At 30.9% G+C, this 12,467-nt stretch carries 12 protein-coding genes; 6 read left to right on the top strand and 6 right to left on the bottom strand.

Annotation, left to right across the window (positions count from 1 at the left end):
* Window positions 1-21: 21 nt before the first annotated feature.
* Complete coding sequence (locus EYW44_RS08735; RefSeq protein ID WP_132723287.1) at window positions 22-450, bottom strand: hypothetical protein; 429 nt, start codon at window positions 448-450, stop codon at window positions 22-24.
* Window positions 451-546: 96 nt separating this feature from the next.
* Here EYW44_RS08735 and prfA point away from each other — a divergent pair, with 96 nt between their 5' ends.
* Window positions 547-1,623 carry a peptide chain release factor 1 gene (gene prfA, locus EYW44_RS08730; RefSeq protein WP_132723286.1) on the top strand — a complete coding sequence of 359 codons (1,077 nt, stop codon included), beginning with the start codon at window positions 547-549 and terminating at the stop codon, window positions 1,621-1,623.
* Window positions 1,624-1,683: 60 nt separating this feature from the next.
* Window positions 1,684-2,640 carry an endonuclease/exonuclease/phosphatase family protein gene (locus EYW44_RS08725; protein WP_132723285.1) on the top strand — a complete coding sequence of 319 codons (957 nt, stop codon included), beginning with the start codon at window positions 1,684-1,686 and terminating at the stop codon, window positions 2,638-2,640.
* Between the two features lie 52 nt (window positions 2,641-2,692).
* On the opposite strand, the gene glmS is transcribed toward EYW44_RS08725, so the two are convergent.
* Genes glmS through EYW44_RS08710 form a run of 3 tightly spaced genes read right to left on the bottom strand, consistent with a single transcriptional unit; the run spans window position 2,693 to window position 6,964 of the window.
* Window positions 2,693-4,549 carry a glutamine--fructose-6-phosphate transaminase (isomerizing) gene (glmS, locus tag EYW44_RS08720; protein ID WP_132723284.1) on the bottom strand — a complete coding sequence of 619 codons (1,857 nt, stop codon included), beginning with the start codon at window positions 4,547-4,549 and terminating at the stop codon, window positions 2,693-2,695.
* A 24-nt stretch (window positions 4,550-4,573) separates the two neighbouring features.
* Window positions 4,574-6,124, bottom strand: a complete 1,551-nt coding sequence (locus tag EYW44_RS08715) for a DUF4270 family protein (protein ID WP_165872186.1) — start codon at window positions 6,122-6,124, stop codon at window positions 4,574-4,576.
* 18 nt (window positions 6,125-6,142) lie between these two features.
* Window positions 6,143-6,964: a glycogen/starch synthase gene (locus tag EYW44_RS08710; RefSeq protein WP_132723282.1), complete on the bottom strand. Its 822-nt coding sequence runs from the start codon at window positions 6,962-6,964 to the stop codon at window positions 6,143-6,145.
* Window positions 6,965-7,058: 94 nt separating this feature from the next.
* Here EYW44_RS08710 and panC point away from each other — a divergent pair, with 94 nt between their 5' ends.
* The 3 genes from panC to EYW44_RS08695 are packed head-to-tail and all read left to right on the top strand — an operon-like array spanning window position 7,059 to window position 9,258.
* On the top strand, window positions 7,059-7,916 hold the full coding sequence (panC, locus tag EYW44_RS08705) for a pantoate--beta-alanine ligase (protein WP_132723281.1): 858 nt from the start codon (window positions 7,059-7,061) through the stop codon (window positions 7,914-7,916).
* Between the two features lie 38 nt (window positions 7,917-7,954).
* Window positions 7,955-8,305 (top strand): aspartate 1-decarboxylase, encoded by a 351-nt coding sequence (gene panD, locus EYW44_RS08700; RefSeq protein WP_132723280.1) that lies wholly within the window; start codon window positions 7,955-7,957, stop codon window positions 8,303-8,305.
* Window positions 8,306-8,313: 8 nt separating this feature from the next.
* On the top strand, window positions 8,314-9,258 hold the full coding sequence (locus EYW44_RS08695) for a lysylphosphatidylglycerol synthase transmembrane domain-containing protein (RefSeq protein WP_132723359.1): 945 nt from the start codon (window positions 8,314-8,316) through the stop codon (window positions 9,256-9,258).
* 7 nt (window positions 9,259-9,265) lie between these two features.
* On the opposite strand, the gene EYW44_RS08690 is transcribed toward EYW44_RS08695, so the two are convergent.
* Complete coding sequence (locus EYW44_RS08690) at window positions 9,266-9,850, bottom strand: GNAT family N-acetyltransferase (protein WP_132723279.1); 585 nt, start codon at window positions 9,848-9,850, stop codon at window positions 9,266-9,268.
* A 16-nt stretch (window positions 9,851-9,866) separates the two neighbouring features.
* Entirely contained in the window at window positions 9,867-10,538 is a 672-nt protein-coding gene (gene rsmI, locus EYW44_RS08685) for a 16S rRNA (cytidine(1402)-2'-O)-methyltransferase (RefSeq protein ID WP_132723278.1), read from the bottom strand.
* Window positions 10,539-10,678: 140 nt separating this feature from the next.
* Here rsmI and dxs point away from each other — a divergent pair, with 140 nt between their 5' ends.
* A complete protein-coding gene (gene dxs / locus EYW44_RS08680) occupies window positions 10,679-12,451 on the top strand; it encodes a 1-deoxy-D-xylulose-5-phosphate synthase (RefSeq protein ID WP_132723277.1) in 1,773 nt (590 codons plus the stop codon).
* Window positions 12,452-12,467: the final 16 nt, after the last annotated feature.

The following is a 12,467-nucleotide window of genomic DNA, read 5'->3' as shown; positions in this document are numbered from 1 at the left end:
TAACCTTACAACTTATATCCACTACTCCATTCTCTCAAAAATAAAATCAATTGCAAAATCATCGTTAGCTATTTTTGCATTCAATTTTTCTTCTACCAAACTATAAGTGATTGTTTTAGGAAACTCATTTACATAGTTTTCACAAATCAATAACTTATCACTCATCTCAGTAATTTTAAAAAGTGTTGGCTGTTCTGAAACTCCTGTTACCCTTAAATAAATGTTTCCTTTTCTTTTTACAATTCTTAATTCTTCTTTAAAAACAGTATCGTTATCTCTTAATGTAAAACCAATACCAGAATAATCGTCTTTCCAAATTTCATAGGTTTGTTTGTCAGTTTCATCATTAATTCGTTTCCAATTACCAATTAAAAAATCTGGAGTTTTAATTTCTTTTTTGCAAGAAAATAGCAGGAGGAATATTAAAATAATTGGTAAGAATCTCATCATTTACATTTTTTAAAAAGTACTATTTACATCAATCACTGATTTTCAGCAAAACAAATTTAAAGAAAAGTCGTAAATTCGCACACCAAGTACAGAATAATGCTAGACAAATTACAAATAGTAAAACAAAGATACGACGAGGTTTCAGATTTAATCATTCAACCAGATATTATTTCTGATCAGAAAAGATACGTACAATTAAATAAAGAATATAAAGATTTAGGTAAAGTTGTAAAAAAAGCAGATGAATATCAAACGCTTTTGAACAATATTGATGAAGCTAAAGAAATTATTTCTGATGGAAGTGATGCTGAAATGGTAGAAATGGCTAAAATGGAGATGGATGAAGCTAAAACTAGAATACCTGTTTTAGAAGAAGAAATTAAATTTTTATTAATTCCTAGAGATCCTGAAGATTCTAAAAATGCCGTAGTAGAATTACGAGCTGGTACTGGTGGAGATGAAGCAAGTATTTTTGCTGGAGATTTATTTAGAATGTACTCTAAATATTGTGAAGGTAAAGGATGGAAAGTATCTATTGTAGATTACAGTGAAGGTACCAATGGTGGTTTTAAAGAAATTCAATTTGAAGTTTCTGGTGAAGACGTTTACGGTACATTAAAGTTTGAAGCAGGTGTTCATCGTGTACAACGTGTACCACAAACTGAAACGCAAGGGCGTGTTCACACTTCTGCTGCTACTTGTATGGTTTTTCCTGAAGCTGAAGAGTTTGATGTAGAAATTAACCCTAAAGATGTTCGTATTGATTTTTTCTGTTCTTCTGGACCTGGTGGACAATCTGTAAACACAACATATTCTGCGGTTCGTTTAACTCACATTCCAACTGGATTAGTTGCACAATGTCAAGATCAAAAATCGCAACATAAGAATAAAGAAAAAGCATTTAAAGTACTTCGTTCTAGATTATACGATTTAGAATTAGCTAAAAAGCAAGCTGAAGATGCTGCAAAAAGAGGTTCCATGGTAACTTCTGGTGATCGTTCTGCAAAGATTAGAACTTATAACTACCCTCAAGGTAGAGTTACAGATCACAGAATTGGATTAACACTATATGATTTACAAAATATTGTAAATGGTGATATCCAAAAAATCATTGATGAACTTATGCTAGCCGAAAATACTTCTAAACTTAAAGAATTAGGTGAGACAATATAATTAGAACGCGACTTTTTAGTCGCGTTTTTATTTATATTAGCATTACTTACTTAAATTTTAATGACTAATTATAAAAGAAACATCTTTTCTATCGGTTTTTACAATGTTGAAAATCTATTTGACACTGTTGATAATCCTCATAAAAATGACGATCAATACACAAAGAAAGGAAATAGAAAATGGGATAGAAAAAAGTATTTTAAAAAGATTAAAAAACTAAGCCATGTAATTTCACAAATAGGAAAAGAATACACAAATGAAGCTCCTATATTAGTTGGTCTTGTTGAAGTTGAAAATAATATTGTTTTAAATGATTTAATTCAGCATAAAAATCTAAAAAAATATAATTATAAGTTTGTCCACTATGAATCTATGGATGAAAGAGGAATTGATGTTGCCTTAATTTACAGACATCAATTATTTGAATATAAATCATCAAAAAAATACGCACTACAGTTTATTGAAGAAGATGGAAAGACAGATTATACAAGAGATATATTAGTTGTTAGCGGTCTTATAAACAATGAACTCACTCATATAATTGTGAATCATTGGCCTTCTAGAAGTGAAGGAGAAAAAGAATCAAAATACAAACGCATATTAGCTGCAAAAAGAGTTCATGAAATAATTGACGACTTAAAGAAAGTTCATAAAGATCCTAAAATAGTTATTATGGGCGATTTTAACGACAATCCTACCGATGAGAGCATAGAAGATCATTTAGTCTTAAAAGAGCTTTATAATCCTATGAAAAAAGTATTCAAAAAAGGAATTGGTTCTCTTACTTATAAAAGAAAATGGGATCTATTTGATCAAATAATTATTTCAAAAAATTTCTTGAATAACAATAATGGTAAAAACAGCTTTGTAAAAGCTAAGGTTTTTAATAAAAAATGGTTGAAAGTATATAAAGGGAAACGCAAAGGAAGTCCTTTTAGAACTTATATAGGACCATGGTACGAAGGCGGGTATTCTGATCACTTTCCTGTTTTTGCTTGTTTTAAAAAAGATCAATAAAAAAACCAGTATAAAAATACTGGTTTCTTGATTTTATTGTAATTGAATATAATTATTCAACTGTTACCGATTTTGCTAAGTTTCTAGGTTGGTCAACATTTTTTCCTAACATAACTGCAATGTGGTACGATAATAACTGCAACGGAATTGTAGTTAATAAAGGTGTTAAAGCTTCTTCTGTTTCTGGAATTTCAATCACATGATCAGCAATTTCCTTAACAGTTTCGTCTCCTTCAGTAACAATTGCAACAATTTTACCACTTCTTGATTTAATTTCTTGAATATTACTTACTACCTTCTCGTAATGACCTTTTCTTGTTGCAATAACAAAAACAGGCATATTCTCATCTATTAAAGCAATTGGTCCGTGCTTCATTTCTGCAGCAGGGTATCCTTCTGCATGTATGTAAGAAATTTCTTTTAACTTTAAAGCTCCTTCTAAAGCAACTGGAAAATTAAATCCTCTACCTAAGTACAAACAGTTAGTCGCATCTTTATAATGATACGCTATTTCTTGTACTACTTTATCTATTTTTAATAATTCTTCTACCTGATTAGGTATTTGCTGCATAGTGTGTAAATAGTTATTTACAGCAGCTTTTGATAAAGTACCTTTAGCCTCAGCTAATTTTAAAGATATTAAAGTAAGTAATGTTATTTGAGTTGTAAAAGCTTTAGTAGATGCCACTCCAATTTCAGGACCAGCATGAGTATAAGCACCTGCATGAGTTTCTCTAGCTATAGAAGAGCCTACAACATTACAAATCCCAAAAACAAATGCTCCTTTAGATTTTGCAAGTTTAATTGCTGCTAAAGTATCTGCAGTCTCACCAGATTGTGAAATTGCAATTACTACATCTTTCGGAGTAATGATAGGATTTCTATATCTAAATTCAGATGCATACTCTACTTCAACAGGTATTCTAGCCATATCTTCAAGCAAGTATTCACCTACCAAACCTGCGTGCCAAGAAGTACCACAAGCGATGATAATAATTCTGTCTGCATTTAAAAATTTAGACATATTATCATCAACACCAGCCATTCTAATGATTCCTTCATCTGGTAACATTCTACCTCTGTAAGTATCTATAATAGCTTTTGGCTGCTCATAAATTTCTTTAAGCATGAAATGATCATAACCTCCCTTTTCAATTTGATCTAAACTCAATTTTAACTCCTGAATTTTAGGATCAACTGGTTTGTCGTTATCAATCTTTCTTACTTTAATTTTACGACCTCTTTTTATAATGGCTAACTCACCATCTTCTAAGTAAAGAGCATCTTTAGTATATTCGATAAAAGGTGAAGCATCTGAAGCTACAAAAAACTCATCATTATCTTTACCAATACCTATTGCTATAGGACTTCCTAAACGAGCTACTACTAATTCGTTTGGTTTACTTTTATCAAAAACAGCAATTGCATAAGCACCAATTACATTGGTTAATGCCAACTGAACTGCTTTTCCTAATTTACATCCTTCTTTTTTCTTTACTTCTTCTATTAAGTTTACTAAAACTTCAGTATCAGTATCACTTTGAAATTCATATCCTCTTGTTAGTAATTCCTTTTTAATGGTATCATAATTTTCTATGATTCCGTTATGAACTATTACAAGATCACCTGACTGAGAAAAATGCGGATGTGAATTTACATCATTAGGAACTCCATGCGTAGCCCATCTGGTATGTCCGATACCTATTTTACCTTTTTTTCTTGTTTCATCTTTATTAGTAATTACTTCTAAATCTGAAACTTTACCTTTTGTTTTAGATAAATTGATTGCTTCTCCATCGTACATCATAATACCTGCACTATCATAACCACGGTATTCTAGTCTTTTCAATCCGTTAATTACAATAGGGTAAGCGTTTCTTTCACCAATATAGCCTGTGATACCACACATAAATTTTATTTTAATGGTTATATATTAATTACTCTCTTTTTCCTTCGAATAAGTTAAAATCAGCTTTGCTCTTTTATCTCCGTTTTGTGAAGCATTGTTTAGTATACTTATACCTCTTGGATTCCAGTTATACTTTTTTACAATAGTGTCTATTGCAGGAGGATTTGAACCTGGCACAAAAGGATCATCTGTAGTTGAGTTATATACCTTTAATACAAGATCAGAATTGTCAGTATCTCCGCTTACAATATCTGAAACATAATCTGTTATTCTTAAAGTATACTTTTCAGGTTTACTACTTGCTAGCTCAAGATTACCTCCAAAAAAAGCAGATTCTGAATAACTATCTTTTACATGACCTGATACTATTTCACCGTTTTTTAAACCTTCTCTGTAAACAGTAAGTCTTCTTGGTAATTTAGTAGTATCTGTAGATGCGTCAACATTAAAAACTAATGAAGCATCATTAATTAAAATATTTTCTGATCTTAAATTTTCTAGCTGCTCAGGATTTAAAATTTTTATTCTAGCTGCACTTCCGGAAGTACCCTGTAAGTTTACGTTAGTAGCAGAACCACCTGCTCCTACTGGTGTTCCTTTTAAATATCTACTATTTGTAATTCTACCTGTGAAATTGAAAGGTAATGTTAAAGAATCTCTTTCTTTTACCGTTCCTGATTCTAAAATCGTTCTTGTATAATAAATATCAAGACTTGCATTACTTAAACTTAAAGGCACAGCAGCTCCATCATCTCCTGTTGACTCTATGATTAAACCTCTAAACTCATTATTTAAAACATCTTGACTTGAAATAGTATTATCTAAAATTTTATCCCAAAGTAATTCTTTCATTCTATCCTTATTTAAAGGAATAGCTATGAATGGAGTACTAATAACATTTGTATTACTAGATAAAATTCTAATCGTATCATTGTATTCATTTCCTTGACTATCTCTTCTTTTAAGAGGAAGAATTGTATCGTTTGGATTAGGTATAAACTCGAAACCTGCTGGATCTTCACTTAATAATTCACCTGTAATGTAATTCGCATTTGATAAATACTCATTAAGTTCAGTTGGATCAGTAGGATTTAAACTATTTAAGAATGTTTCGTTTTTGTAAACCTTAATATTAGAAGGCACTGAAGTATTACCAAGAATAGAATCGATTCTAAATTTTGGTAAAGGGTCAGTAGTTTCTCTAATACTTACAGAACTACTATACGGTAATTTCAAATATACTGCATCAATAGTATGTAAAGTATCAACTTTGTCTGTAATTAAAGTTGCCGCTGATGCAGGTAAACTAAACTGTGTTATAATAGAACCTTCAAGTTTTATAAATCCAGGTTTATTGTATACCCCTAACCAATATTCTCCTAAGGTACCAAGAGCAACATCATCTGCTCTAACGTCAATTCTGTAAGGTTCTATTTCTAAGTCTAGAACAACCTTTTCTGTGTCAAAATTATTATTAGCAACAACATTACTACTGATTTCTCTAAAATCTTTTTCACAAGAGAACACGGAAAACAGCAACACTAAAAGTGTTGAGAAATAAACAGTCTTTTTCATCATAAATACTTTCTAAAATTAAGAGTCTTGTAACTCAAGAACATTTTGTTTGTAAAAATCTAAATAAGCCTCTGTTAAGTATTCTTCTGGTTGATGATCTAAAATTGTTACGTTACTATCTGCTAAGAATTTATCAAAGTCTTCAGAAAAATCAGCACTTCCTTTGATTACTGCATCGGAATTTAATACTGCATTTCTAAGAATGTTTTCATGACTAGGATTTTCTAAATGAGAAGTTGTCTCATTATCTACCTTATCAAAACGAACTTTTTTAAGCAAATCACCATTTAACTCACCTGGAAACTCATTATTGTAAAGCGAAGTAACTATTTTACTTTCATTAAACAATGGTTCCTCCTTATAAAATTCTCTTAAATATAAAGGTAGTAAAGAAGCCATCCATCCGTGAACATGGATGATATCTGGTGCCCAATTTAATTTTTTAACTGTTTCAATCACTCCTTTTGCGAAGAAAATCATTCTTTCATCATTATCTGCAAAAAGTTTATCATCTTCATCAGTATAAATTGCTTTACGTTTAAAGTATTCATCATTATCGATGAAGTAAACTTGCATTCTTTCTTTTGGTATTGACGCTACTTTAATAATCAATGGCATATCCATATCATTAATTATTAAGTTCATACCTGACAAACGAATCACCTCATGTAATTGATGTCTTCGCTCATTAATCACCCCAAAACGAGGCATAAAAATACGTGTTTGAACTCCTTTAGAATGTGCATACTTAGCTACATTAAATGCAGTGGACGATAATTCTGTTTCTGGTAAATATGGAATAACTTCCGAAGAAACATATAATATTCTCTTATCCTTCATTAAATCTGACTCTTTATAAAGGCGCAAAACTACGAAATTTTATGCTAAAATCCTGTTAAATTGCTAATTTTGCTCAGATTCTAATAAGTGATCAATGAAAATATTCAAATCAAAATCCAATTTAAAAAAATATATTTCTGGTAAAAAGGCTTTAGAAAAATCTATCGGTTTTGTACCAACAATGGGAGCTTTGCATAAAGGACATTTATCTTTAGTTAAGAGAGCTAAAAAGAAAAATGACCTAGCTGTAGTGAGCATTTTTGTGAATCCAACTCAGTTTGATAATAAAGAAGATTTAGAAAAATACCCTCAAACTATTGATAACGACATTAAGCTTCTTGAAAGTGTAAATTGTGATGCAGTTTTTATTCCTTCTGTAGAAGAAATTTATGATAGTTCTATTGTTGCAGAAAAATTTGACTTTGATGGATTGGAATATCAAATGGAAGGAAAATTCAGAGATGGTCATTTTGATGGAGTTGGAACAATTGTAAAAGCTTTATTTGAAATTGTAATGCCCACAACCGCCTATTTTGGTAAAAAAGACTTTCAACAATTACAAATTATAAAGAAATTAGTAGAAAAAACACACCTTCCTATTAAAATAAAAGGTAGACCAATTTTTAGAGAAGATGATGGATTAGCCATGAGTTCTAGAAACGCAAGATTAACCAAAGAACATAGAGAAGCTGCTCCTTTTATTTATAAAACATTAAAAAAAGCTAAGAAAAAATTTGGCATAGAAAATGCTAATTCTATAATTGAATGGGTAGAAAATGAATTCAAAAAACATCCTCTTTTAGAACTTGAATATTTCACCATAGCCAACGAAGTAACCTTAAAATCAGACGAAAAAATTGATCCTAAAAGTAAATACAGAGCATTTATTGCAGTATATGCTGGAGAGATTCGTTTGATTGATAATGTGGGGTTCAAAAGAAAAAACAAATAATAAAAAGATAAATTCTTTAAAAACAGTATTTTTGTCGCATGTTAGTACAAGTAGTAAAATCAAAAATTCATCGTGTAAAAGTTACAGGAGCAGATTTAAATTACATTGGTAGTATTACTATTGATGAAGATTTAATGGATGCTGCTGGAATTATTGAAGGAGAACGAGTTCAAATTGTTAACAATAATAACGGAGAAAGGTTAGAAACATATGCTATACCTGGTCCTCGTAGAAGCGGGGAAATAACATTAAATGGAGCTGCGGCTCGAAGAGTACAAAAAGGTGATGTACTTATTTTAATCGTTTATGGCTTCTTAGAATTAGAAGAAGCAAAAAAATTCAAACCTCAGTTAGTGTTTCCTAATGAAGAAACAAATTTGTTAGATTAATTTTGAATATTTCCTTGAAAAAAATAATTAAAATAATATTACCTCTCATTTTGGGAGGTTTTTTAGTTTGGTATTCTTTCACTATTGTATCACCGAAAGAATTACTACAGTACTTTGAAAACGCCAATTATTCTTGGATTGCACTTGGATTATTTTTTGGTATTCTAAGTCATTTATCTCGAGCATATAGGTGGAAGTTTTTACTTGAACCGATGGGATACAAACCAAAATTCTTAAATTCTACGTTAGCTGTTATGGTTGCTTATTTAATGAATTTGTTTTTACCTAGAGCAGGAGAAGTTACTAGAGCAAGTGTTATGACAACTTACGAGGGAATTCCTTTTGAAAAAGGCTTTGGTACTATTGTAGCTGAAAGGATTGCCGATTTAGTAATGATGCTTTTAATATTGGTAATTACTTTATTTGTTCAATTCGACTTTATTTATGATTTATTATCTAAGAATTTTTCACCAATAAAAATTCTTATCGCAGTAGGAGCTCTAATAGTTGGTTTTGTTGTTTTTACTCAATATGTAAAGAAAGCGACTAAAGGTTTAGGCTTAAAGATTAAAAATTTCATATTAAGTTTATCTGAAGGGGTAACAAGTATATTTAGAATGAAAGATAAATGGGCTTTTATTTTTCATACAGTTTTTATCTGGATAATGTACATAGCTATGTTTTGGGCTACAATTCCTTCAATTGAAGGTTTACAAGTTCCTTTTGGAGGAGTGTTAGTTGGTTTTATTGCTGGTGGATTTGCCATTGCTGCTACCAATGGTGGCTTAGGTGCTTATCCTGCTGCAGTTGGTACTGCTCTTACTTTATTTGGAATATCTGAAAAAACCGGAATTGCATTTGGTAGTGTTATGTGGGCAGCTCAAACTGCTATGATTATAGTTTTTGGAGGTCTTTCATTTTTAGCTTTACCTATTTTTAACAAAAACAAGTAGAAGAGTTCTACATTTCTTTTTTTAAAAAGATTAAAGGATAATTTAAGTCTTTAGTTTTTTTGATAATTTCAAATCCGAATTTCTGATAAAGCCTAATGTTTTCATCTAAAGTTGTTTCAATAATTACAGGAAGTTTATTTCCTTCAAATAACTTTATCAATTCGTTTATCAACATTGATCCTTGACCTTTATTTTGTTCAGAAGGAAGAGTAGCAAAAATAATTGGATGAATATGAGGTTGCTTTAAATGATGCTTTCGCAAACTTTTTTCTCTTTTTAAAACTTTCAAAACGTTAGATAACCCAATACACTGGAATGCTAATTTAAGATCTGATAAAACATGAGTAAAATTCATTTTCTTTTTATGCGGATATTGAATCAATACGCATGTTGTTTTGCTGTTAGATAAAAAAACATCTCCATATAAAAGTGTCGTATCAAAAAGGTATTCCATTAAAACTTTCATCCTTTTTGATCTTTTATGGTCTTGTTTTACAACAAAATTAATTGAGTTAGGAATTAAAATAGGCTCAAAAGCTGAACATAAAATTTTTGCAACGATTGCTTTATCATCTTTTGTTGCTTTATACATCAAATTAAAAGTTGAATTAAACTTTTCCTTTTACAACAATTACAATTTCTCCCTTTGCTGGTTTCTGAGTATAGTAAGTTAACAATTCCTGTACACTACCTCTTTTTGTTTCTTCAAACATTTTAGTAAGCTCTCTAGAAACAGAAGCTTGTCTATCTTCACCAAAGTATTCTACAAAGTTTGTAAGTGTTTTTAAAATTTTATGTGGACTTTCATAAAAAATCATTGTTCTTTTTTCTTCTGCTAAAAACTTTAAACGAGTTTGTCTACCTTTTTTAACTGGTAAAAAACCTTCAAACACAAACTTATCGTTTGGTAGTCCTGAATTTACAAGTGCGGGCACAAAAGCTGTAGCTCCCGGTAAACATTCAACTTCTATTTGACTTTCAACACAAGCTCTTGTTAACAAAAAACCAGGATCAGAAATAGCTGGGGTTCCTGCATCAGAAATCAACGCAAAGACATCACCACTTTGAATCCTTTTTACAATAGCCTCTACTGTTTTGTGTTCATTATGCATATGATGAGATTGCATTGGAGTATCAATATCAAAATGCTTCAACAACTTTCCACTCGTTCTAGTATCTTCTGCTAAAATATAATCTACCTCTTTTAAAACCTTAATAGCTCTAAAAGTAATGTCTTCTAAATTTCCAATAGGAGTGGGTACCAAATACAATTTACTCATAAGACAAAAGTAATCATTAGTTAGCAGTGAGCAGTAATTTAGTAGGCAGTTATTTGTTACACCTATTAAGTCAGATTATTTACTCATTACTGTGAATTGAAATGCTACGTACTGCCAACTGAAATCACTACCTTTGCTACATGTCAAAAAACTTGTTAAATCGAATCAATTTCCCATCTGATTTAAGACAATTAAATGAGAATGAGCTACCTGAGTTAGCACAGGAATTAAGAAAATTTATCATTGATATTGTTGCTACTAAAGAAGGTCATTTAGGGGCTAGCTTGGGAGTTATGGAATTAACAATTGCTTTGCATTATGTTTTTAATACTCCTGAAGATTTATTGGTTTGGGATGTTGGACATCAAGCTTATGGACATAAAATTTTAACTGGAAGAAAAGATACTTTTCATACAAATAGACAGTTAGGTGGAATTTCTGGTTTTCCTAAAAGAAGTGAAAGTGAGTACGATACTTTTGGTGTTGGACATTCTTCTACATCTATTTCAGCAGCTTTAGGAATGGCTATTGCTTCTCAATTAAAAAATGAAAACAAACATCATATTGCTGTAATTGGAGATGCATCTATTGCTAGCGGAATGGCTTTTGAAGCTTTAAATCATGCTGGAGTTACAAATTCTAATCTTTTGGTTGTTTTAAATGATAATGCTATTGGTATTGATCCATCTGTTGGTGCTTTAAAAGAGTATTTGACAAGAATAAAATCAAAAAGAAGCGATATTGAACAACATAATATTATTGAAGCTTTAAATTTTGATTATTCTGGACCTATTGACGGACATAATTTTAACGAGCTTATTACAGAATTAAATCGATTAAAAGAGATTAAAGGACCTAAGTTTTTGCATGTTATTACCACCAAAGGAAAAGGGTTAAAACAAGCTGAAGAAAATCAGGTAACCTATCATGCCCCTGGAAAGTTTGATAAAGTTTCTGGTGATTTGCTGCCAAAATCTTCAATTGCTCAACCTCCAAAATACCAAGATGTTTTTGGAGAAACTATTGTTGAACTTGCTGAGAAAAATGACAAAATAGTAGGTATTACTCCTGCTATGTTAACAGGAAGTTCTTTAAAGTTTATGCTTGATAAATTTCCTGAAAGAACTTTTGATGTTGGTATTGCAGAACAACACGCTGTTACTTTAGCTGCTGGAATGGCTACGCAAGGACTAATTCCCTTTTGTAATGTGTACTCTACTTTCTTACAAAGAGGTTACGACCAAATAATCCATGATGTTGCATTACAAAACTTACCAGTAATATTTTGTTTAGATAGAGCCGGTTTAGTAGGAGCTGATGGAGCAACACATCATGGAGTATTCGATATTGCTTACTTAAGATGTATTCCAAATCTAATCATTTTCGCTCCGCGGAATGAAATCGAATTAAGAAATATTCTATATACCGCTCAATTAGGACTTAAAAATCCTATTGCAATTCGTTATCCGAGAGGCAGAGGAACTTCTGTTAACTGGAGAACAACCTTTGAAGTCATTGAAACATCAAAAGGAATGTGTTTAAAAGACGGAAATAAGATTGCTATACTATCAATTGGTTCTATTGCTAAAAACGTTTCTGAGGCTTTAAAAACGATTCAGAACAAAGATACAGTAGCGCATTATGATCTGCGTTTTATAAAACCTTTAGATGAAGAACTTTTACAAACAATTTTTAAAAAGTTTGAAAAAATTGTAACTGTAGAAGATGGAACTGTTAAGGGAGGCTTCGGTGCTGCTATATTGGAATTTGCTTCTAAGCATAGCTATAAAAAAACAATTAAAATACTTGGAGTACCTGACAACTTCATACATCATGGAACTGTTGATGAGTTACATAAAATGTGCGGTATAGATAGTGATTCAATAAAAGAAACTATTCATAGTTTGATCTAATAAAAAACGAACCAAA

The organism is Tenacibaculum sp. M341 (assembly GCF_004337695.1).
Lineage (GTDB): Bacteria > Bacteroidota > Bacteroidia > Flavobacteriales > Flavobacteriaceae > Polaribacter.
Note: the sequence above shows the minus strand (reverse complement) of the source record. Positions and strands in the feature narration are given on the sequence as shown.